This window comes from Flagellimonas amoyensis (assembly GCF_003058265.1).
Classification (GTDB): domain Bacteria; phylum Bacteroidota; class Bacteroidia; order Flavobacteriales; family Flavobacteriaceae; genus Flagellimonas; species Flagellimonas amoyensis.
In genome coordinates this window covers 61,521-84,266 of the sequence record NZ_QBUK01000013.1, presented here as the reverse complement: position 1 = coordinate 84,266, position 22,746 = coordinate 61,521, and the positions used below count along the sequence as shown (strand labels likewise).

Here is a 22,746-nt window from a genome sequence, read left to right as displayed (position 1 = left end):
AAATGAAATTTACAGCTACCCAAATTGCCGGAATCCTAGAGGGGGAAGTTGAGGGAAATCCTCAAATCGCTGTCCATAAATTATCCAAGATCGAAGAAGGGGAGAAAGGGTCGCTGACCTTTTTGGCCAATCCAAAGTACACCTCTTATATCTATTCCACAAAGGCCTCCATAACCATTGTGAACAAAGACTTTGTCCCAGAACAGACCTTGTCCACCACATTGATCAAAGTGGAAGATGCCTACAAGTCGTTCTCCAAACTATTGGAATATTACAACCAAGTGAAGAAGAACAACAAAGTTGGAGTGGAAAACCCTGCTTTCGTATCTGAAAGCGCGGTTTATGGTGAAGGTTTTTACTTGGGTGCCTTTTCCTATTTGGGCGACAATGTGAAGATCGGTGACAATGTGAAGATATACCCCAATGTATATATAGGAGACAATGTGACCATAGGCAACAACGTCGTGGTCTTTGCCGGGGCCAAGATCTATTCGGAATCCTTGATCGGCAACCATTGTGTCATCCATAGTGGAGTCATTATCGGGGCCGATGGTTTTGGATTTACCCCCAATGCCGATGGAGAATATAGCAAGGTTCCCCAGACCGGGAACGTGATCCTGGAGGACAATGTTGATGTAGGCGCAGGAACCACCATAGATAGGGCCACATTGGGCTCCACCATATTGCGAAGAGGCGTAAAGCTGGACAACCAGATACAAATAGCCCACAATGTGGAAATAGGGGAGCACACGGCCATTGCCGCACAGACCGGTATAGCAGGTTCCGCCAAAATCGGCAAACACTGCCTCATTGGTGGTCAAGTGGGCATTGTTGGCCACATCACCATAGGTGATAGGGTGAAAATACAGGCCCAATCGGGAATAGGAAGAAACGTGAAGGACGATGAAGTGCTCCAAGGGTCACCGGCCCTTAATTATGGGGACTTCAATAAGTCATATGTACATTTTAAGAATTTGCCCAAGCTGGTAAATCAAATCTCCAACATAGAAAAAAAGGTTGAAGGTGAGCAAAATAAGCAATAAACAACGCACCATTGCAAAAAAGGTGACCCTACAGGGCGTAGGCTTGCATACTGGGGAGAATGTGACCATGAGTTTTTTACCTGCAAAGGAAAACCATGGATTTGCATTCAAGAGGATAGATCTGGAAGGAGAACCCATCATTGAGGCCGACGCCAATTATGTGGTAAATACACAGCGGGGGACCAATTTGGAAAAAAATGGGGTGAAGATCCACACTTCGGAGCATGTACTCGCTGCATTGGTGGGATTGGACATAGACAACGTCCTTATCGAACTGGACGCACCAGAACCCCCGATCATGGACGGTTCCTCAAAATTCTTTGTGAAGGCGTTGGAAGAGGCCGGTATCGTTGAACTGGAAGAAGAAAGGGAAGAATACATCGTGAAAGATGTCATCTCTTACAAGGACGAAGCTACGGGCAGCGAAATTACGGTTATCCCATCCGATGAGTACCAGATAACCACAATGGTCGATTTTGGGACCAAAGTATTGGGCACCCAGAATGCGACATTGGAAAAAATGAGCGACTTTAAGGAGGAAATATCCGAAGCTAGAACCTTTAGCTTTTTGCATGAGCTGGAAATGCTACTGGAGCATGGCCTTATCAAAGGAGGTGACCTCAATAACGCCATCGTATATGTGGACAAGGAAATATCCGAATCCACCATGAAAAAATTGGAAAAGGCCTTTGACAAGAAAAAACTGTCCGTAAAGCCCAATGGCATATTGGACAACCTTACCCTCCATTACCCCAACGAGGCCGCACGCCACAAGCTGTTGGATGTTGTGGGCGATTTGGCCTTGATAGGTTCGCGGATCAGGGGAAAAGTGATTGCCAACAAGCCGGGACACTTTGTGAACACCCAGTTTGCCAAAAAACTGTCCAAGATCATCAAGATTGAAAAAAGAAACAAAGTACCCACCTACGATCTGAACCAGACCCCATTGATGGATGTCACCCAGATCATGAACATGTTGCCGCACCGGCCTCCGTTCCTATTGGTGGATAAGATATTGGAGCTTTCGGACTCCCATGTAGTGGGGGTGAAGAACGTGACCATGAACGAACCTTTCTTCGTAGGACACTTTCCCGGAGCACCAGTAATGCCCGGCGTCCTTCAAGTGGAAGCCATGGCGCAGACCGGGGGTATCCTAGTGCTGAGCACAGTGCCGGACCCAGAAAACTACTTGACCTTCTTCATGAAGATTGACAATGTGAAGTTCAAGCAACAAGTAGTTCCCGGAGATACCTTAATATTTAAATGCGATTTGATTTCCCCTATCCGTAGGGGCATCTGCCACATGCAGGCCTATGCCTATGCCAATGGCAGATTGGTATCTGAGGCCGAACTGATGGCCCAGATCGTAAAAACAAAAAACACAGACTCGTAGATGAACCAACCTTTAGCATACGTTCACCCAGGGGCCAAGATTGCCAAAAACGTGGTCATTGAGCCCTTTACCACAATCCATAACAACGTGACCATTGGAGAGGGGACTTGGATCGGTTCCAACGTAACCATCATGGAAGGCGCACGGATCGGCAAAAACTGCAACATTTTTCCGGGAGCCATTATATCTGCCATGCCGCAAGACCTCAAATATCAAGGAGAGGAGACCACCGTACATATTGGCGACAACACCACGATCAGGGAATGCGCCACCATTAACAAAGGCACTTCGGACCGTATGAAAACCGTGATAGGCAACAATTGTCTCATCATGGCCTATTGTCACGTGGCCCATGACTGCGTAGTGGGCGATGGTTGTATTTTCAGCAACAACTCCACTTTGGCAGGACATGTCACGATCGGCACCAACGTAGTGTTGGCCGGAATGGTGGCCGTACATCAATTCGTATCCATTGGTAACCATGCCTTTGTGACCGGGGGATCCTTGGTCCGAAAAGATGTGCCTCCCTATGTGAAGGCAGCAAGGGAACCTTTATCCTATGTGGGGATCAACTCCATTGGGTTGCGAAGAAGAGGTTTTGAAGCGGACAAGATCCGGGAAATCCAGAATATCTACCGAATCCTTTATCAAAAAAACTACAACAATTCACAAGCGGCATCCATTATAGAAGCAGAAATGGAAGCCACCCCGGAGCGTGATGAGATCTTACAGTTCATCAAAGACTCGCAAAGGGGTATCATGAAAGGCTATTTCAGTACAAATTAAATATATGGCAAATACTTCTGATATACGAAAAGGGTTGTGCATCCGATACAACCACGATATCTTCAAGATTATCGAGTTTCTTCATGTGAAACCAGGCAAAGGCCCGGCCTTTGTGCGTACAAAACTAAAAAGTGTGACCACGGGAAAAGTCATTGACAATACCTTTTCCGCAGGACATAAAATAGAGGATGTAAGGGTAGAGACACGTACCTACCAATACTTATATCCAGAGGGTGAAACCTTCCATTTCATGAATACGGAGGACTACAATCAAATCTCCTTGCCAAAGGATTCCCTTGATGCACCTGACCTGCTGAAAGAAGGAGAGGTCGTTACCATAATCTTCAATGCCGAGGATAATAGTCCACTGTCCGTGGAAATGCCAGCCAGCGTTATTCTGGAAGTGATCCATGCCGAACCAGGTGTGAAGGGTAATACAGCGACCAATGCCACAAAACCTGCCACAGTGGAGACCGGGGCCAGAATCAATGTGCCGCTTTTCATCAACGAAGGGGACAAGATAAAGATCGACACCGAAAAAGGTGCCTATCTGGAACGTGCTAAAGAGTAGGGGATGAAATTTCCCAGGACCCATTCATTAAAGGAGATTGCCGAAATCATCGGTTCCGAATTTGTCGGGGACGAAACATTTCCGGTTTTGGGGATGAACGAAATCCATGTGGTGGAAGAAGGAGACATTGTGTTTGTGGACCATCCCAAATACTATGACAAAGCTTTGCAGTCCAGAGCCACCGTGGTGCTCATCAACAAAGAGGTGGAATGTCCCGAAGGCAAAGCACTCTTGGTCTCCGATGACCCCTTTAGGGATTTCAATACATTGACCAAGCACTTCAAACCTTTCGAAAGGGCGAACAGTAACGTTTCGGAAAGTGCGGAAATTGGCGAGGGCACCATCATCCAACCAGGCGCCTTTATTGGCAATCATGTCAAAATTGGTAAGAATTGCGTCGTCCATCCCAACGTCACCATTTATGATGGTTGTGTGATCGGGGACTATGTCACCATTCATGCCAATACCGTTTTGGGGGCAGATGCCTTTTACTATAAAAATCGCCCTGAGGGATTTGACAAATTGTTGTCAGGCGGGAACGTTGTCATTGAAAACAACGTGGATATTGGGGCATCTTGTACCATAGACAGGGGCGTGACCGCAGCAACGACCATCAAGGAAGGGTCCAAACTGGACAATCAGATCCAAGTGGGCCATGATACCATTATCGGAAAAAAATGCCTGATTGCATCCCATGTGGGTATTGCAGGTTGTGTGGTGATCGAGGACGAGGTTACCCTTTGGGGACAGGTCGGGATCACCAGTGGGGCTACCATTGGGAAAAAAGCCGTCATCTTGGCCCAAACAGGAGTAGCCAAATCCTTGGAGGGCGGTAAAACCTATTTCGGAAGTCCAGCCGAGGAAGCACGTGAAAAGCTCAAGCAAATGGCCTCGGTGAAAATGATTCCGGAAATCCTTCAAAAACTCAAAAAGAATTAAAAAATCGATAGATTAAAACCATAGCAAACCGTATTTTTGCACCTATTATAAGTTAAACCTATGAGCGTCTTAGTAAACAAAGATTCAAAAATAATTGTACAAGGATTCACCGGTAGTGAAGGAACCTTTCACGCCGAGCAAATGATCGAATATGGAACCAACGTGGTCGGCGGTGTCACCCCAGGAAAAGGTGGCCAAGAACACTTGGGCAAACCCGTTTTCGACACTGTGGAACAAGCCGTTAAGGAAGTAGGTGCCGACACCACAATTATTTTTGTACCACCAGCGTTTGCTGCGGACGCCATCATGGAAGCTGCCAGTGCAGGTATCAAAGTGATCATTACCATTACGGAAGGTATCCCTGTTGCGGACATGGTAAAGGCCAATGACTATATCAAGGGTATGGACTGTACCTTGATCGGTCCCAACTGCCCAGGTGTTATTACCCCAGGAGAGGCCAAAGTAGGTATCATGCCCGGATTTGTATTCAAAAAAGGAAAAGTGGGCATTGTATCCAAGTCAGGGACCCTTACCTACGAAGCTGCGGACCAAGTAGTGCGCCAAGGTTTGGGGATTACCACCGCCATTGGTATCGGAGGAGATCCCATCATCGGCACCACGACCAAAAAAGCAGTGGAGCTTTTGATCAACGATCCTGAGACCGAATGTGTGGTCATGATCGGGGAAATTGGAGGTCAACTGGAAGCCGAAGCTGCAAGATGGTACAAAGAAAGTGGCAGCAAGAAGCCCATTGTTGGTTTTATTGCAGGGGAAACTGCCCCAGCCGGACGTACCATGGGACACGCCGGAGCCATTGTTGGAGGAAGCGACGACACTGCACAGGCCAAAAAAAGGATTATGCGTGAATGTGGCATCCATGTTGTGGATTCACCCGCAGAAATCGGAGCCAAAGTAAAAGAAGTGGTTGGATAACCAACCGTTAAATCCTATACAAATCCCGTTCAATGCGGGATTTTTTTTCGTCTAAACGTAAAACAACCATTATATTTGGCGGACAACCATTCTAACACAAGGGTTGCATAAAACAAGCCATGACCATTGCGGACAGAAACCAAAATAGTTGATAGGCAAATAGCATCTGACCATTTAAAAACAACTAAATAGCAAGAGATGAAACTTTTGGAAGGGAAAAATGTAATCGTTACCGGGGCAAGCCGGGGAATTGGAAAAGGAATTGCCGAAGTCTTTGCAAAGCACGGGGCCAATGTGGCCTTCACCTATAGTTCCAGCGAGGCACCCGCCTTGGAATTGGAAAAAGAACTCACGGCCATGGGCGTAAAAGCCAAGGCCTACAAGAGCAATGCTGCCAACTATGCAGATTCCGAAGCCCTCGTGGCCCAAGTTCTGGAAGATTTTGACGGCCGTATCGATGTACTGATCAACAATGCGGGCATCACCAAGGACAATTTGTTGATGCGCATGGGCGAAGAGGATTTTGATTCGGTGATCGAAATCAACCTGAAATCCGTTTTCAATATGACCAAGGCCGTTCAGCGTACCATGCTGAAACAGCGCAAGGGATCTATCATCAACATGAGCAGTGTGGTAGGGGTGAAGGGCAACGCCGGACAGACCAACTACGCCGCTTCCAAAGCTGGTATGATCGGGTTCACCAAATCTGTGGCACTCGAACTCGGATCTAGGAACATCCGTTGCAATGCGATTGCCCCCGGTTTTATAGAGACCGAGATGACCGATAAATTGGACGAGAAAACAGTTCAGGGCTGGAGGGATGCCATTCCGTTGAAAAGAGGTGGATCTCCCGAAGATGTGGCGAATGCCTGTCTGTACTTGGCGTCCGATCTTTCCGACTATGTTACCGGACAGGTGCTGAACGTGGATGGAGGTATGCTAACCTAGAATGAATGGAGCTATACACGGTGTTCCTTATTGTTCTTGCCGCGATCATCGCGCTAGGCGTCGTATTTTTTCAATACTACTATAGGAACCCCAAAAAAGGTCCACTTAAGATCATATTGGCCGCATTGAGGTTCATTGCCTTGTTTTGCGGCCTTTTACTTTTGATCAATCCCAAATTCGTGGACAATGATTACTATCTGGAGAAAGCGAACCTGATCCTGATGGTGGACCATTCCACTTCCATGAAAGAGGCCACAACGGAGGGAAATCTTTCTGAGGTCTTGGATAAGATCAAGGATAATTCACAGCTTCAAGATCGTTTTTCCATTCATGGGTTTGGTTTTGGCAGTACAGTTGACCAAACCGACTCCATTGTCTTCAACCAACGGAATACCGATATTTCCAAAGCCCTTTCCACGGCCAATGAGCTTTTTTTGAACGGCACCAATGCAGTCGTCTTGATCACGGACGGCAACCAGACGCTGGGAAGGGATTATGAATACCTTAATTTGGGCGAAAACTTATCCGTAAACCCCATTGTGGTCGGTGACACCACCCAGCATGCGGATATTTCCGTAGGGCTCATCAACAGTAATACCTATGCGTTCCTGAAAAATAAGTTCCCTGTTGAAACCACCATTCGCTACCAAGGTTCTGCAGCGGTCTCCAAAACAGTGACCATTTCCATTAATGGAAACAAGGTCCATCAGCAACGCGTGGAACTGGATGCCCTTAAGAACAGCCAGACCCTGAATACACTCATCGAGGCCCAAAGCGTGGGGATAAAGACCATCAAGGTGGAGGTGGGGGCTTTGGAAAATGAAAAGAACACGGCCAACAACGCAAAGGAAACCGCCATTGAGGTGATTGATGAAAAAACCAACGTGGTGATTGTTTCGGATATGCTCCATCCGGACATTGGAGCACTTAAAAAATCCATTGAGGCCAATGAGCAACGATCCGTCTCCATCACCAAACCCACTGGAACCACCCAAAATTTGGAAGAAGCGGATATTCTGATCTTGTACCAACCCAATAGGAACTTCCGTCAGGTATATGATTTTCTACAAAAATCGAAAACCAATTATTTTACCATAACGGGCAGCAAAACGGATTGGAACTTTTTGAACGGGGTCCAGCAAAGCTTTTCGGTGGATAACAGCCAATCCGAGGAAATCCTGCCCATTTTGAACAATGCCTTCGGAATTTTCGGCCTTGGGGATTTCAATGTGGACGGTTTCCCGCCTCTGGTGGGCAATCTGGGAGATATTGAATTGAAAAAAAGTGGGGAAGTCATTTTGTCCCAACAAATCCGAGGGGTGGAACTGGACAAGCCCTTGTTTTCCATCCTTACCGAAGGAAAGCAGCGAGAGGCAGTGTTGTTCGGGGAAAATAGTTGGCGGTGGCGGGCCCAAACCTATCGGAACGATCAGAGTTTTCAAAAGTTTGATGACTTTATGGGAACCCTGATGGTCTATTTGACCTCCAACGACCAGCGAAGCAGATTGGATGTGGACTATGCACTCGTGTTTGAAAATGCCAGCATGGCCAAGATCAGGGCCACTTATTTTGATGAAGGCTATCAGTTTGACCCCAATGCACGCATTTCCATCCAGATTGAGGGATTGGACAACGATTTCACCCGTGAATCGCCCATGTTGTTGAAAAGCAGCTATTACGAAGTGGACCTTAGCGACCTTGCGTCTGGTGAATACCGATTTACCGTTTCCGTGGAAAGCGAAAATCACAAACGTTCCGGGGTTTTCCGAATTTTGGACTTTGATCCCGAAAAGCAACTTACCTCCTCGGACCATATGAAATTGGGACGCTTGGCTGAAAAAAACAGTGGAGAATTGTACTATTTGGACAATGTGGACGCCTTGGTGAACGACCTAGCATCATCCCAGCGGTTTCTCCCTGTCCAAAAGAGCAGGGAGAATGTGGTATCTTTAATAGATTTCCGTATTTTACTCGGACTGATGGTACTCGTCCTCGCAGCGGAATGGTTCATCAGGAAGTACAATGGATTAATGTAAACAACAAACTCATGGATAAATTACCAAAGATTGCATTGCCTGCCATTGCAGGTGTCATTATTCTCATCATATTCATTTCAAAATCGGCAGTGACCATCGGTTCCGGTGAAGCTGGGGTTTTGTACAAGACCTTTGCCGGAGGTGTCGTCACCGATGAGCCGCCACTGGACGAAGGTTTTCATATTGTGGCCCCTTGGAACAAAGTGTTCATTTATGAGGCCCGTCAGCAGGAAAGGCTGGAAAAAATGAACGTGCTGTCCTCCAACGGATTGGACATCAAACTGGAAGCTTCGGTATGGTTTCAGCCCAGATACAACGAATTGGGCAAATTGCACCAGGAAAAAAGCGAACAATATGTAGATCGTGTGCTGTTGCCCGCTATCCGATCCGCTGCCCGTAGCGTGGTGGGACGATACACCCCGGAACAACTCTATTCCAGCAAGCGGGATGCCATTCAACAGGAAATTTTTGAGGAGACCCAGAAAATAGTGGAGGACCAATACATCCAGCTCAACGAAGTGTTGGTAAGGGACGTGACCCTGCCGCCAACCATCAAGGACGCCATTGAACGTAAATTGAAACAGGAACAGGAATCCTTGGAATACGAATTCCGGTTGGTGACCGCCCAAAAGGAAGCCGAAAAGGTACGGATTGAAGCCCAAGGTAAGGCGGACGCCAATCAAATATTGAGCGCATCCCTGACGGATAAAATATTAAAGGACAAGGGAATTGAAGCAACTTTGAAACTTGCCCAGTCGCCAAATGCCAAAGTGGTCGTAGTGGGATCGGGCGATGATGGGCTCCCCCTTATTTTGGGAAATAACTAAATTCCCCTTTTTTGATAAAAAAATATGTTCTACATTTGACACGTAATGAGAAATAACACTGTACATCATCACCATTTTTATACTTGCCCTCAAGCGAGATAGAAGTGTATTGTTGTAACTAAAATATATTCTAACCCGTTTGAGAAATCAAGCGGGTTTTGTTTTTATGCCCATTTGGTTTCTTGAACATAACAGTTGAACTAATGACAAAAATTCGGATTGCTGTACAAAAAAGCGGTCGCTTGAACGAGGATTCCCTTCAGATCTTGAAGGATTGTGGTATTTCCATCGATAATGGAAAGGACCAATTAAAGGCCACCGCCAGAAACTTTCCTTTGGAAGTCTTCTATCTGCGGAACGGGGACATTCCCCAATATTTAAGGGATGGGGTAGTGGACATTGCCATCATCGGGGAAAATGTATTGGTGGAAAAAGGCAATGACATTGCCGTGGCGGAAAAACTGAATTTTTCCAAATGTCGCGTATCCCTTGCAGTACCCAAAGGGGTCAAGTACAATTCGGTCAAGGATTTTGAAGGAAAGAAGGTCGCCACCTCATACCCGCACACGGTGAACGAATACCTCAAATCCAAAGGGATCACTGCCGACCTGCACCTGATCAATGGATCGGTGGAAATAGCCCCCAACATTGGTTTGGCCTATGGTATTTGTGATATCGTGTCCAGTGGCAGTACCCTGTTCAAGAACAATTTGAAGGAAGTAGAGGTGATTTTGCAAAGTGAGGCCGTACTGGCCGTTTCACCCAAAATATCCGAGGAGCGCAAAGAAATCCTGAAAAAAATGCAGTTCAGGATCCAATCCGTGCTCCAGGCCAGACAGAACAAATACATTCTGCTGAACGCCCCAAACGACAAACTGGACGAAATCATTTCCATTTTGCCCGGAATGCGTAGCCCCACAGTATTGCCCCTGGCAGAAGAGGGTTGGAGCTCCGTTCACTCCGTGATCACCCGGGATACTTTCTGGGAGGTCATTGATGAACTGAAGCAAGCCGGTGCCGAGGGTATCTTGGTCTGTCCTATCGAAAAAATGGTCCTTTAGTTTTTGAAGATGGAAACACCCTACACCATACAATGGATTCCGCAGGAAAAACTCAAGGACATTTTGCCCTTGGCGTATATCCTCAATAGAGAAAAAATTCCCCTGGCGGTGTTGGAAAATCGATTAACTGAAATGATCCCGATGGGCTATAAATGCATTGGGGTGTATGACCAAGAGGAATTGATCGGCATTTGTGGGGTATGGGTATTGAACAAACTCTATGCAGGCAAGCATGTGGAACCAGACAATGTAATGATTGCACCAAACTATCAAGGAAAGGGTATCGGTCAGCTTATGATGGACTTTTTGTTCGTCTATGCCAAAGAGATCGATTGTGAAACGGCAGAGGTGAACTGCTATGCAGAGAACACCAGAGGAAAGAAGTTTTGGGAGACCCATGGATATGTCCCCTTAGGCTATCACATGATAAAAAAATTGAAAAATGAACAGAGTCAATAACCCCAAAAGAGAAGACTGGCCCGAGATACTCAGACGGCCAACCCAAACGGTGGCCGATATTGAGAAGATCGTAGAGTCCATTTTTGAGGAGGTGCAAACAAATGGTGATGGGGCCATCAAAAAGTATACAGACCAGTTTGACCGGGTCCAATTAGATACCTTTTTGGTGACAACAGCGGAAATCGAAACGGCAATCGAATCGGTTCCATCCGAATTGAAAAAAGCCATTTCCTTGGCAAAATCCAACATAGAAAAATTCCATGCCGACCAAAGAACAACCAAGGTGGAAATGGAAACCATGCCCGGGGTAAGGTGTTGGCAAGAAAAGAGACCCATCCAAAAAGTGGGGCTATACATTCCCGGTGGCACAGCACCCCTGTTCTCGACCATTTTGATGTTGGCTGTTCCCGCAAAATTGGCGGGTTGTGGAGAAATCATTTTGTGTACGCCGCCGGACAAAAAGGGAAACATAAACCCGACCATCCTCTACGCTGCACAACTGTGTGGAGTGACAAAAATATTTAAAGTAGGTGGTATTCAGGCTATTGCAGGGATGGCGTTCGGAACGGAAACCATTCCCAATGTGTTCAAAATATTTGGCCCTGGGAACCAGTTTGTAACGGTGGCAAAACAATTGGCCACTAAATATGGAGTTGCCATCGATATGCCAGCCGGACCGAGCGAGCTTTTGGTTGTAGCAGATAATTCTGCCAACCCTGCCTTTGTGGCTTCGGATTTGTTGAGCCAAGCAGAGCATGGGACCGATAGTCAAGTCATGCTGGTTTCCACGTCGAAAAAGTTGATTAATGCCGTGGAACAAGAAATTGAATCGCAGATCAAAGAATTACCCAGAGTAGCTATTGCAGAAAAATCGATTGCGAACAGCAAGCTCATCTTGGTGCAGAATGATGAAACAGCCATCGATTTGATCAATGACTACGGCCCGGAACATTTTATTGTCTGTGTTGAAAATGAGGATTTTTACCTCCAGAACATCCAAAATGCCGGTTCCGTTTTCATCGGTAATTATACTCCAGAAAGTGCTGGTGATTATGCTTCTGGGACGAACCATACGCTGCCTACGAACGGCTATGCCAAACAATACAGTGGGGTAAATCTGGACAGTTTTATGAAAAGCATGACCTTTCAAAAAATATCCAAAGAAGGAATGGAAGCCATAGGTCCTTCCATTGAATTGATGGCGGATGCCGAAGGATTACAGGCCCATAAAAATGCGGTGACGCTTCGCTTAAATGCAATAAAACCAAACTAAATATAAGGTCGAAAACAGTCGCGACCTCAAGAATATGACTAAAACCTTCAATATAAATAACATCGTCAGGGAATCTGTAAAGGCCCTAAAACCGTACTCTTCGGCACGGGATGAGTATGTTTCCGATGGATCTACCATGATTTTTTTGGATGCCAATGAAAATCCATTCGAAAATGGGGTCAACCGCTATCCCGATCCGTACCAAAGGAGCTTAAAAGCGGTGCTTGCCGAACAAAAAGGGGTGTCCGAAAGCAACATGCTTTTGGGCAATGGCAGCGACGAAGTGTTGGATTTAATCTACAGGGCCTTCTGTGAGCCCAACCAAGACAATATCATCACCTTGCCGCCAACATATGGCATGTACAAAGTACTTGCAGGGATCAATGCCGTGGAAAACAGGGAAGTGTTGTTGAACAAGGATTTTGAACCCGATGTTCTAGCCATTTTATCGGCTGTGGATAAAAACACCAAACTGATTTTCATTTGTTCTCCCAACAATCCAACCGGTAATTCCTTTAAAAAGGAATATGTGGAAGAACTATTGGAATCCTTCAACGGGCTGGTAGTTATTGACGAAGCGTATATCGATTTTTCAGAGCAGGAAAGTTGGTTGAACAGTTTGAACAACTATCCCAACCTGATCGTAACCCAAACTTTGTCCAAAGCCTATGGCCTGGCTGGAATTCGATTGGGCATTTGCTACGCTTCGGAAGAGATCATTGCCATTCTGAACAAGATTAAACCACCTTACAATGTCAACCAATTGACCCAGCAAAAAGCGTTGCAACGTGTTCTGAATGAAGATGCCGTGCAACAGGAAGTGGTTCAAATTTTGGAGGAACGGGCAAATCTGGAAAAGGCTTTACAGGAATTGGACTTTGTGGAGCAATTATATCCCTCCGATGCCAATTTTGTGCTGGCCAAGGTCGATGATGCCGACAAGCGATATCGGCAATTGCTCGAGAAACATGTGGTGGTGCGAAACCGCAGCACCCAACCCCTGTGCGAAAACACATTACGGTTTACAGTGGGGACACCAACCGAAAACAAAGCATTGATAGCCATTTTAAAGCAACTATAACCATGGGTAAAAAAGTATTATTCATCGATCGTGATGGGACCATCATCAAGGAAACCGTTGATGAGCAGATAGATTCCTTTGAAAAATTGATCTTTTATCCGAAGGCATTCACCTATTTGGGGAAAATCGCCAAGGAACTGGATTATGAACTGGTCATGATTACCAATCAAGATGGTTTGGGTACCGACATTTTCCCAGAGAACACCTTTTGGCCCGTACAGAATTTCATCGTCAACTCCTTTGAAGCGGAAGGGGTGGTTTTCGATAATGTCTTTATCGACAAAACCTTCGCAAAAGACAATGCCCCAACACGTAAACCAGGAACCGGAATGCTCACAGCTTACTTTTCGGAAGACTACGACCTAGCCAATTCCTTTGTGATCGGGGATCGTTTGACCGATGTGGAATTGGCCAAAAACCTTGGGGCCAAAGGTATCTACATCAATGACGAAACCCATTTAGGAACCGGGGAGATCACCGTAAAACGGGAAGAATTAGATTCCTACATCGCCTTGGAGAGCAACGATTGGGAAAAGATCTATGAGTTCCTGAAACTGGAGAACCGCGTTGCCGAGATCAGTAGAAAAACCAACGAAACGGACATTCAAATCAAGTTAAACTTGGATGGTACTGGTAAAAGTGACATCAAGACCGGATTGGCCTTTTTTGATCATATGTTGGACCAATTGGCACGCCACGGACAAATGGATTTGACCATTAAGGTAGATGGAGATCTGGAGGTGGACGAACACCACACCATTGAAGATACTGCCATTGCTTTGGGCGAAGTGTTTGCCAAAGCGTTGGGCAACAAATTGGGCATTGAACGCTATGGGTTTTGTCTGCCCATGGATGATTGCCTGGCACAGGTCGCCATAGATTTTGGAGGAAGGAACTGGCTGATTTGGGATGCCGACTTCAATAGGGAAATGATTGGTGAAATGCCCACGGAAATGTTTTATCATTTCTTCAAATCGTTCACGGACGGAGCCAAAGCCAATTTGAATGTAAGAGCAGAAGGTACCAATGAGCATCATAAAATCGAAGCCATATTCAAGGCCTTTGCGAAATCCATCAAAATGGCAGTAAAACGGGATGTGGAGAAAATGGTATTGCCATCAACAAAAGGAATGCTCTAAAAGTTGGAAGTACCAAACTCGAAGTACGAAGGTCGATGAAAAAAGATTTAAAAGATAGGAGCAGAGCATTTAGCGTAAATTTTCTTCTATAAAAACAGCAAGAACCAATGGTAAGTAATAGTATAGGTAAACAAGTTCGTACTTCGTACATCAAACTTTGTACTTTATGAAGATAGTCATCATCGATTACGGCGCAGGAAACATCCAAAGCATCATCTTTGCCATGAAGCGGTTGGGGTATGATGCGGTGTTGTCCCATGATGCCGAGGAAATCCAAGAAGCGGACAAGGTAATCTTTCCGGGAGTGGGAGAGGCCAGTTCGGCCATGGCAAAATTAAGATCCAGTGGATTGGATACCATCATCCCGACATTAAAACAACCCGTTTTGGGCATTTGTTTGGGCATGCAGCTCATGTGCCGTTCCTCCGAGGAAGGAAACACAGAGGGGCTTGGCATTTTTGACCTTGATGTGAAGAAATTCTCGAATAACGTAAAGGTACCACAGATCGGTTGGAACCAAATCACCAATCTGAAAACCGATTTGTTCAAGGGGATTCCTGAAAAATCCTACATCTATCTGGTACATAGTTTTTACGCCCCATTGGACAAGGAAACCATTGCCAGTGCTGAATACGGATTGGAATATAGCGCCGCCCTTCAAAAAGACAATTTTTATGGGGTACAGTTTCACCCCGAAAAGAGTAGTGACATAGGCAGTACCATTTTAAACAATTTTCTAACGTTTATTTAGATGGAATTCTACATTTCTGAGAATAAGGATAGGTTGGACATCGAAAAAGTCCATAAAGAAATCAAGGCCACCTATTGGGGCGGATACAGAAGTCCGGAAGAAACCAAGCGAACCATTGATAACAGCATTTGCTTTGGACTTTTCAATTCTGATGACGAACAGATAGGTTTTGCCCGATTGTTGACCGATTCCGTGGTATTCGCGTACATCATGGACGTGGTGATATTTGACCCCTACAAAGGTCGGGGATTGGGTAAAATGCTGATCAAGCACATCATGGACAGACCCGATGTACAAACTGTAAAAACGGTTGCGCTAAAAACGAAGGATGCCCACACCTTATATGAGGCATTCGGTTTTGAAAGAGTAGGTAATTCAGAAATGTGGTTGGCCATCGACCGCGCAAAATATGATTAAGGTATGAGGTTGATTCCGGCCATAGACATTATCGAGGGGAAATGCGTGCGCCTTTCCAAGGGGGATTATGGGACCAAAAAAATCTATAATGAAAACCCGTTGGAAGTTGCCAAACAGTTTGAATCGCACGGTATCCAACACCTTCATTTGGTAGATCTGGATGGTGCAAAATCCAAACACATCGTCAACCATAAGATATTGGAGCGCATTGCCTCCCAAACTAGCCTAAAAATTGATTTTGGAGGAGGTCTAAAATCGGACGAAGACTTAAAAATTGCCTTTGAAAGTGGAGCTTCCCAAATTACGGGTGGTAGCATCGCCGTGAAGGACAAGGACACCTTTTTGGGTTGGTTGCAGACCTATGGTCCCGAAAAAATCATTCTGGGGGCCGATGCGAACAACGAAAAAGTGGCAGTTTCGGGCTGGCTGGAAGAATCCGAGCAGGAATTGGTTCCGTTTATCCTGCATTATCAGCAGGAAGGCATTCAGTATGTAATTTGTACGGACATCAGCAAAGATGGGATGTTGCAAGGGCCTTCTTTCGATTTGTACCAAAAAATCCTGTCCCAATCGGCAACAGGTTTGAAATTGATCGCCAGCGGGGGCATTTCAGCCTTTGACGAACTTCCCGAACTGGCCGAAATTGGGTGCGAGGGGACCATTATTGGCAAGGCCATTTATGAAAATAGAATCAGTTTAAAGCAATTGGAACAATTTATTCTTGAAAATGGATAAGGAAAAAGAACTTCAAGATGAACTGACTTGGAACGTGGGCTATCGAATGAACGAGAGCCTTCGCATGATCAAAATCTGCTTGGATAAATTGCCCGAGGACAAAATTTGGCAGAAACCAAACGAGTCCAGCAACAGCATTGGGAATTTGATGCTGCATTTGTGTGGCAACATCACACAATATGGAATCGCTTCCATCAAAAATGAAGAAGACAATCGCAAGCGCGACGAGGAATTTGAAGCCACATCAGGGTATACCAAAGCGGAACTGATCCAAAAACTGTCCGACACCATTGACGAGGCCAAAAGGGCATTTTATGAGGCGCCCTTAGATGAACTACTGCGCAAGAGATTTGTGCAGGGATTCAACTTTTCAGGGGTGGGGAACATCATCCATGTTACGGAACACCTGTCCTACCACACTGGGCAGATTGCGCTTTGGACCAAATTATTGGAAAACAAAGATTTGGGGTTTTATGATGGAGTGGATCTTAATGTGAAAAACGAATAACGTCATGCCGAACCTGTTTCGGCATCGCATAGGAATGGAGCAAAGTTTTGTTTACATCATGACCAATACGTACAGAACAACATTTTATATTGGGGTGACATCTAATTTAACCAAAAGGGTAGTGGAACACCAAGAAGGAAGTGGTTCAAAGTTTACTAAAAAGTACAATCTGACAGATTTGGTGTATTTTGAAGTTTTCTCGGATATTGATCAAGCAATTGCAAGGGAAAAACAATTGAAGAACTGGCACCACGATTGGAAAATTAATTTGATTAAAGAACAAAATCCAACATTAAAAATATTGGATTACTAAAGTGAGACCCTGAAACAAGTTCAGGGTGACGATTGACATTCAAAGATAGTTTTCGAAGAAAACGTCATGCCGAACTTGTTTCGGCATCACATAACATAAATTAAAATCAAACAAGACCCTTATTTTATGCTAGGGTGACGATAAATTATGCTTACAAAACGAATCATTCCCTGTTTGGATATCAAGAACGGACGCACCGTTAAGGGTGTCAATTTTGTGGACCTTCGGGATGCAGGTGATCCCGTGGAATTGGCTTCCATTTATGCCAAGGAGGGTGCGGATGAGTTGGTGTTTTTAGATATTTCCGCTACAGAGGAAAAGCGTAAGACCTTGGCCGAACTGGTCTATCACGTGGCAGAGACCATCAACATACCATTTACGGTGGGCGGGGGTATTTCTTCCGTGGAAGATGTGGATATTTTGCTCAAGAACGGTGCCGACAAAGTTTCCATCAACTCTTCAGCGGTAAAAAGACCAGAACTCATCAACGAGTTGGTGGCGAAATTTGGTTCGCAATGCATTGTGGTCGCCATCGATGCCAAACAGGTTGAAGGCGATTGGAAAGTACACTTGGTTGGAGGAAAAGTTCCAACCGAAATCAATCTATTTGATTGGGCCAAAGAAGTGGAAGAACGAGGAGCAGGCGAAATTCTGTTTACTTCGATGGACCATGATGGTACCAAAAATGGGTTTGCCAATGAAACCTTGGCGAAATTATCGGAATTGGTGAACATTCCCATCATTGCATCGGGAGGTGCAGGGACCATTTCCCATTTTACCGATACCTTTGTAGAAGGAAAAGCGGATGCCGCCTTGGCAGCCAGTGTCTTCCATTTCAAGGAGATTGAAATACAAGATTTAAAGAATGAATTGAAGAAGGAAGGGATTCCTGTAAGAACATAGTTGATGGTCACATCGAGCTGTCATCCTGAACGTTGGTTACTGAGCGTAGTCGAAGTAAGTCGAAGGAGCTGTCGAGATGTGGCATTCAAAAACAATAGCGTATGAAAATAGATTTCGACAAAAACCCAGAAGGCCTTGTACCGGCCATCATCCAAGATGCGAAGACCAAAAATGTGCTCATGCTGGGATATATGGACCAAGAAGCATTCGATACTACCCAAAAAACGGGAAAAGTGACTTTTTTCAGTCGTTCCAAGCAACGGCTTTGGACCAAAGGCGAGGAAAGTGGCCATTTCTTGAACCTGGTCGACCTAAAGGTCGATTGCGATAATGATACCCTTTTGGTCAGCGTAAACCCAGTCGGGCCCACCTGTCACAAAGGAACGGATACGTGTTGGGCGGAAGATAATGCACAAGCTTATGGCTTTTTGTCCACTTTGGAAAACATCATCGAATCCCGAAAAAATGATCCCGACAATCCAGATAGCTACGTGGCATCCTTGTTCCGAAAAGGCATCAATAAAATAGCCCAAAAAGTAGGGGAGGAAGCCGTAGAGACCGTTATTGAGGCCAAGGACAACGACGACGACCTTTTCCTGAATGAAAGTGCCGACCTATTGTTCCACTACCTTATATTGTTGAAGGCCAAGAACTTTAAGCTTAGTGACGTGGTCAATATCCTGGAGGAGCGACACTGACCACGCCAATGATTCAATCTTTTTTGGTGAGATGGGAAGCCCCGGACAGCTCACTTTTCAATATCGTGGCATCACCTTTGTAATTTAAGGTGCTGGCGCCTGAGGCCTTCACACTAAGGGTTTCGTCCACGGAGAGAAATGCGGTACTGGCACCCGAAAGGTCAATGTCCAAATTGGAAATGTCCAACCCAAAATCCAATAGGTCGCTACTCCCTGAAAGCTCCGCATCCAAAAACGAAACGCTCCCGGACACATCAATGGAAGAAGCACCATCAAGGTCCACCTCCAATCGCTCGGCAATCACTTCCCCACTGAAATCTGAAGCCCCGGAAACCTCAATGGTACCGTCCTGAACATCCCACACATTTTCCAAGGTCAGTCTGGACGCCCCGCCCAAACGAAATGCAGAAAGATCCGAGGTGGTGATGTAAGCATTCCTAACGGCCTTACCTTGTATGGAAGTATGGCTTTTCAAACGGATGACCAGCTCGTCCCCGTCTTTTTCGACCACAATTTTTTCATGAAGATTGTCATTGGCCGCAATACGGATTTCTTCTTCAACTTCGGAAAAATTGACATACACTTGGAATGCATCGGAAACCCGCAACCTACTATAACCCTCAATGTCATGGTATACAGAGGTCACCTCGCCATGGGCGTGGATGGTATCGTGGTCACAGGAAGAAAAAAGGGTCAATAGCGCAATGAGCAGTGTGGCACTGATTCGTGTTTTCATTTTTGATTGTTTTTTGATTGATGTGATGACTATTTGAAAATCTACCGATTGATGGATGGGACGGAGACCCATTGAAATGGAATGGCCGACCAGCCTTTTTTTCCATTTTGTGTGAATACTTGTTCGTTTTTTGAAAAGACCCGTAAGGTGTTGATCGGATGGTGGAAGCGATTGAAATTTCCCATCAGTCCAATTGTTTTCGATAACGGTTACGGCCCATGTTGAAGACTCCCAGTTTTACACCGATTCCTCCCGAAAAACCATTGAGGCGTTCTATCGGACTTTGTGCGAGGTCAATCTTACTGGTCATTCTGTACCGCACCCCCGCTTCCAATTGGACATATCGGGACACATTGAACAGAACATTCATGCCGGGTTCCAGTACAAATATGGCGTCGATATCATCATCGTCAAGGTCCACATTTTCATCCCTTCGTACAGCGTCATGGTCCACATAGCCCATCCCGCCACCGCCAATCAGCAATGGAAACGACAGACTCACTCTTGACTTTCCAAAAAGAATGGGTTCCAAATGCAACCCTCCATATACGGCAACAATATCATCGTTGTTGACTGTTCGTGGGTTGAAAATATCCTGCTCGGAATACAGAATGTTGGCCATAAAACCGACCTCGAACTGACGGTTGGCCACATAGGCCACTTTGAGTCCCCCGATGTAGGTATCCTCGCCCTCAATTTCCCCAAAATAGGTAGACAGGCCCAAATAGACCCCATGTACCACGTTCTTGCGATCGTTGAAAGTGATGTATTCCCCATCATTGTCTTGGGCAAAGCCCAAAAGGCCCCAAAGTAGAAAAAGTAGGGGCAATGCCGTTTTTTGATTGATCATGTGCATGCAATTTTTGATTGATTTTTTTTAAAAGACAATACAATTGCCAAAAGGTTGCACCCAATTGGTATTTTTTAATCGTTCAATGTTACAATTCCCTTTTGGCCTTGAATGGAAATGCTTCCTTTTTTGTCCGATCCATAAGTTGCCTCGATCTTTCGGAGCCTGCGTCCCTTGTCCAGCATTTCGGAGTCGACATTCTCAAAGGATTTGGGCAAGCGTACCATCCCTTCCTCCAAGGTAGCCGTAAAACGATGCGAAAAATTGGCAACGGACAGCGTAATATCTGCCGATTCCTGTTCTATGGTGATTTCTGCGGATGGGTTGGTGATCCCAAATAGGCGAAAATCCACAATCTTCAACTTCAGGTCCACTTCCTGCGCCAATCGGTCCAACTTGAACGTGGTGAATTCCATACTCCCGTACAAGGTACCTGCCTCACTCACCGTAATATTGTCTTTGTTGGAATAGATTTCCAATGAACTCACCGCGTGGATATTGATTTCGGTTCCATCACTGCGTAAGCGCAGACTTTTGGAATTTTCCATGTCAAGTTCACCGTTCTTTAGGTCCAGATCGGCATAGTTCAGGTCTTTGGCCCTAATTTTCCCGTACTTCAGGACAATGTTTGCCTTATTCAGGTTTTCCCCGATCCACAGGTCTCCATGCTCTATCAAAGCGGTCAAAGGGCCGTTGCAATTTTCCAATATCACATCCCCGAAGCGATTGGTGATCTTTAACCCGGCTTTTGCGGGGAGATACACTTCATAATCGATCTGCACATGGCTGCGGTCAAAATCGATGGGATTGTTCCGGTTGAAAAAGTCGGCGAACCAGCCCGTATTCTTATTGGATATTTCGGAAACAATGGAAACATAACCGTTGTTCGCCTTCATCTCGGGACTGATGCGCTGCAACAGCTCTTGTGCATTTTCCTTTTTGCGATGGTTGACCGTGATGGAAACTGTTACGGCGACCTTGTTCTGGTCCCATCCCTTCAAGGTCACATTCCCATATTTGTTCTCCAAGTGCAACTCACCGGCACCCGTCAACGGAAAACTCTTCTCTATGGTCTTATATACCTTCTCCTGAGCTTTTCCCACATACACCGAGAACAGCATCAGCACCATCCACAGTGCTTTTTTATAATGTGTACCCATAATCATCATCCACTTTTTTAGAATCGTTCAACTGCCGTAATAAATTCTCAATGAGCTCAATGCGCTTTTTGTAATTGCCCACAATGGCTTCCAACACACGCTCGTTGTCAAGGTTCTTTTGCATTTCTTTCTTCAGGACATCATATTCAGCGTCCAGTTCATCCATGAAGGACAGGAATTCGGCCTTGTCATCCTCGGTGAGTCTGGGATTGTTCTTCACCAACTGGACTTGATAGGAGACCAGGTCCTTGTAATACATGTCTATTTCCATCAATTCTTTGGAAGCATATTGGGTGTGGTCCGCTCCTTGGCCCAATCCCTTCAGCCAGATAAATGAGGTAAGGCCCACCAAGAGCAACACGGAAGCCGCTATTTGGACCATGGGCCTTCTCCAGAGGGGAACCACTTTTGGCTCTTCCTGTTTCAGGTCAGCTGCGATCTTGGCCCACATTTTGGCCCTGTCCGCCCTGTGTTCGTCAAACTGATCCGCATTCTGCCTGATATGTTTTTCAAAATTGTCCATTACAATTCATTGATGATTTCCAATAATTTTTTCTTGGCCCTGTGGTATTGGGATTTGGATGTGCTGGTGGATATACCCAATATTTCCCCAATTTCCACATGATCATATCCTTCAATCAAATACAGATTGATGATCTCCCGATAACCGTCCGGGAGTAGGGCAATGCCCTTTTTCACTTTTTTGATGTCCGTTGCCTCCGCCTCCACGGGCTCCTCATCCGCCAAATGGAACTCGTGTGCCTCCATGGGCACCACGGATATCCGTTTGGTCTTCAGATGGTTGATGCTTTTGTTGATGACAATGCGTTTGAGCCAGGCACCAAAACTACTTTCGTACTTGAAGTTGTCCAGGTTCTTGAAGGCATCCACAAAACTGTCCTGCACAATATCCTCCGCATCTTCCGTATTGCCCAAAAACCGTAGCCCCACGTTGTACATGGCATCCACATAGTAGGAATACAGCTCATACTGCGAGCTGGTACTGCCTGCTTTGCACTGTTCCACTATGGATCTATGCGTAAAACGGATATCTGTTTCCAATGGCTTAGGTTGATGCCTTGTTTGAGCTAAAGACAAATGAACGGACAAAAGGTTGCACCTGAATGAAAAAAAGTTTTTCAAAGTATCAAAAAAGATAGAAATAACGAAATCCGTGCAACCCTTC

At 45.6% G+C, this 22,746-nt stretch carries 26 protein-coding genes; 21 read left to right on the top strand and 5 right to left on the bottom strand.

What is annotated here, in order from left to right:
• Positions 1 to 2: 2 nt before the first annotated feature.
• The 21 genes from lpxD to hisIE all read left to right on the top strand — a co-directional run bounded on the left by lpxD (position 3) and on the right by hisIE (position 18,814).
• The gene (lpxD, locus tag DB398_RS16580) at positions 3 to 1,043 is read left to right on the top strand and encodes a UDP-3-O-(3-hydroxymyristoyl)glucosamine N-acyltransferase (RefSeq protein ID WP_108425574.1); all 1,041 of its coding nucleotides are present in this window, start codon (positions 3 to 5) and stop codon (positions 1,041 to 1,043) included.
• The gene (locus DB398_RS16575; protein ID WP_108425622.1) at positions 1,024 to 2,436 is read left to right on the top strand and encodes a bifunctional UDP-3-O-[3-hydroxymyristoyl] N-acetylglucosamine deacetylase/3-hydroxyacyl-ACP dehydratase; all 1,413 of its coding nucleotides are present in this window, start codon (positions 1,024 to 1,026) and stop codon (positions 2,434 to 2,436) included. The genes lpxD and DB398_RS16575 overlap by 20 nt, the downstream gene beginning before the upstream one ends.
• Complete coding sequence (gene lpxA, locus DB398_RS16570) at positions 2,437 to 3,222, top strand: acyl-ACP--UDP-N-acetylglucosamine O-acyltransferase (RefSeq protein ID WP_108425573.1); 786 nt, start codon at positions 2,437 to 2,439, stop codon at positions 3,220 to 3,222.
• A 4-nt stretch (positions 3,223 to 3,226) separates the two neighbouring features.
• Entirely contained in the window at positions 3,227 to 3,793 is a 567-nt protein-coding gene (gene efp / locus DB398_RS16565; RefSeq protein WP_108425572.1) for an elongation factor P, read from the top strand.
• Positions 3,794 to 3,796: 3 nt separating this feature from the next.
• Positions 3,797 to 4,732 (top strand): UDP-3-O-(3-hydroxymyristoyl)glucosamine N-acyltransferase, encoded by a 936-nt coding sequence (locus tag DB398_RS16560; protein ID WP_108425571.1) that lies wholly within the window; start codon positions 3,797 to 3,799, stop codon positions 4,730 to 4,732.
• A gap of 60 nt (positions 4,733 to 4,792) precedes the next feature.
• Positions 4,793 to 5,665 (top strand): succinate--CoA ligase subunit alpha, encoded by an 873-nt coding sequence (gene sucD / locus DB398_RS16555; RefSeq protein ID WP_108425570.1) that lies wholly within the window; start codon positions 4,793 to 4,795, stop codon positions 5,663 to 5,665.
• A 198-nt stretch (positions 5,666 to 5,863) separates the two neighbouring features.
• Positions 5,864 to 6,613, top strand: a complete 750-nt coding sequence (fabG, locus tag DB398_RS16550) for a 3-oxoacyl-[acyl-carrier-protein] reductase (RefSeq protein WP_108425569.1) — start codon at positions 5,864 to 5,866, stop codon at positions 6,611 to 6,613.
• A gap of 5 nt (positions 6,614 to 6,618) precedes the next feature.
• Complete coding sequence (locus tag DB398_RS16545; RefSeq protein ID WP_108425568.1) at positions 6,619 to 8,649, top strand: vWA domain-containing protein; 2,031 nt, start codon at positions 6,619 to 6,621, stop codon at positions 8,647 to 8,649.
• 11 nt (positions 8,650 to 8,660) lie between these two features.
• Positions 8,661 to 9,476 carry a prohibitin family protein gene (locus DB398_RS16540; protein WP_108425621.1) on the top strand — a complete coding sequence of 272 codons (816 nt, stop codon included), beginning with the start codon at positions 8,661 to 8,663 and terminating at the stop codon, positions 9,474 to 9,476.
• Positions 9,477 to 9,679: 203 nt separating this feature from the next.
• Positions 9,680 to 10,537 (top strand): ATP phosphoribosyltransferase, encoded by an 858-nt coding sequence (hisG, locus tag DB398_RS16535; RefSeq protein ID WP_108425567.1) that lies wholly within the window; start codon positions 9,680 to 9,682, stop codon positions 10,535 to 10,537.
• Between the two features lie 9 nt (positions 10,538 to 10,546).
• Positions 10,547 to 10,996: a GNAT family N-acetyltransferase gene (locus DB398_RS16530; protein WP_108425566.1), complete on the top strand. Its 450-nt coding sequence runs from the start codon at positions 10,547 to 10,549 to the stop codon at positions 10,994 to 10,996.
• A complete protein-coding gene (gene hisD / locus DB398_RS16525) occupies positions 10,980 to 12,269 on the top strand; it encodes a histidinol dehydrogenase (protein WP_108425565.1) in 1,290 nt (429 codons plus the stop codon). The genes DB398_RS16530 and hisD overlap by 17 nt, the downstream gene beginning before the upstream one ends.
• 34 nt (positions 12,270 to 12,303) lie before the next feature.
• Positions 12,304 to 13,350: a histidinol-phosphate transaminase gene (gene hisC, locus DB398_RS16520; protein ID WP_108425564.1), complete on the top strand. Its 1,047-nt coding sequence runs from the start codon at positions 12,304 to 12,306 to the stop codon at positions 13,348 to 13,350.
• A 2-nt stretch (positions 13,351 to 13,352) separates the two neighbouring features.
• Positions 13,353 to 14,489: a bifunctional histidinol-phosphatase/imidazoleglycerol-phosphate dehydratase HisB gene (gene hisB / locus DB398_RS16515; RefSeq protein WP_108425563.1), complete on the top strand. Its 1,137-nt coding sequence runs from the start codon at positions 13,353 to 13,355 to the stop codon at positions 14,487 to 14,489.
• A gap of 166 nt (positions 14,490 to 14,655) precedes the next feature.
• Positions 14,656 to 15,240 carry an imidazole glycerol phosphate synthase subunit HisH gene (gene hisH, locus DB398_RS16510; protein WP_108425562.1) on the top strand — a complete coding sequence of 195 codons (585 nt, stop codon included), beginning with the start codon at positions 14,656 to 14,658 and terminating at the stop codon, positions 15,238 to 15,240.
• Entirely contained in the window at positions 15,241 to 15,657 is a 417-nt protein-coding gene (locus DB398_RS16505; RefSeq protein WP_108425561.1) for a GNAT family N-acetyltransferase, read from the top strand. It abuts the gene before it with no gap.
• A 3-nt stretch (positions 15,658 to 15,660) separates the two neighbouring features.
• Complete coding sequence (gene hisA, locus DB398_RS16500; RefSeq protein WP_108425560.1) at positions 15,661 to 16,392, top strand: 1-(5-phosphoribosyl)-5-[(5-phosphoribosylamino)methylideneamino]imidazole-4-carboxamide isomerase; 732 nt, start codon at positions 15,661 to 15,663, stop codon at positions 16,390 to 16,392.
• Positions 16,385 to 16,900: a DinB family protein gene (locus DB398_RS16495; protein ID WP_108425559.1), complete on the top strand. Its 516-nt coding sequence runs from the start codon at positions 16,385 to 16,387 to the stop codon at positions 16,898 to 16,900. The genes hisA and DB398_RS16495 overlap by 8 nt, the downstream gene beginning before the upstream one ends.
• A gap of 4 nt (positions 16,901 to 16,904) precedes the next feature.
• Entirely contained in the window at positions 16,905 to 17,213 is a 309-nt protein-coding gene (locus tag DB398_RS16490) for a GIY-YIG nuclease family protein (protein WP_234416358.1), read from the top strand.
• A gap of 147 nt (positions 17,214 to 17,360) precedes the next feature.
• Positions 17,361 to 18,116, top strand: coding sequence for an imidazole glycerol phosphate synthase subunit HisF (gene hisF, locus DB398_RS16485; protein WP_108425557.1), 756 nt, complete (start codon positions 17,361 to 17,363; stop codon positions 18,114 to 18,116).
• A gap of 101 nt (positions 18,117 to 18,217) precedes the next feature.
• A complete protein-coding gene (hisIE, locus tag DB398_RS16480; RefSeq protein WP_108425556.1) occupies positions 18,218 to 18,814 on the top strand; it encodes a bifunctional phosphoribosyl-AMP cyclohydrolase/phosphoribosyl-ATP diphosphatase HisIE in 597 nt (198 codons plus the stop codon).
• Between the two features lie 13 nt (positions 18,815 to 18,827).
• Here hisIE and DB398_RS16475 read toward each other — a convergent pair whose 3' ends face one another.
• The 5 genes from DB398_RS16475 to DB398_RS16455 form a co-directional block, all read right to left on the bottom strand.
• Positions 18,828 to 19,550, bottom strand: coding sequence for a head GIN domain-containing protein (locus DB398_RS16475; protein ID WP_159076481.1), 723 nt, complete (start codon positions 19,548 to 19,550; stop codon positions 18,828 to 18,830).
• Between the two features lie 184 nt (positions 19,551 to 19,734).
• A complete protein-coding gene (locus DB398_RS16470; RefSeq protein WP_159076480.1) occupies positions 19,735 to 20,400 on the bottom strand; it encodes a hypothetical protein in 666 nt (221 codons plus the stop codon).
• Between the two features lie 74 nt (positions 20,401 to 20,474).
• Positions 20,475 to 21,560, bottom strand: a complete 1,086-nt coding sequence (locus tag DB398_RS16465) for a DUF4097 family beta strand repeat-containing protein (RefSeq protein WP_159076479.1) — start codon at positions 21,558 to 21,560, stop codon at positions 20,475 to 20,477.
• Positions 21,544 to 22,083, bottom strand: coding sequence for a hypothetical protein (locus DB398_RS16460; RefSeq protein WP_108425552.1), 540 nt, complete (start codon positions 22,081 to 22,083; stop codon positions 21,544 to 21,546). The genes DB398_RS16465 and DB398_RS16460 overlap by 17 nt, the downstream gene beginning before the upstream one ends.
• Positions 22,083 to 22,622, bottom strand: coding sequence for an RNA polymerase sigma factor (locus DB398_RS16455; protein ID WP_234416357.1), 540 nt, complete (start codon positions 22,620 to 22,622; stop codon positions 22,083 to 22,085). The genes DB398_RS16460 and DB398_RS16455 overlap by 1 nt, the downstream gene beginning before the upstream one ends.
• Between the last annotated feature and the right edge of the window lie 124 nt (positions 22,623 to 22,746).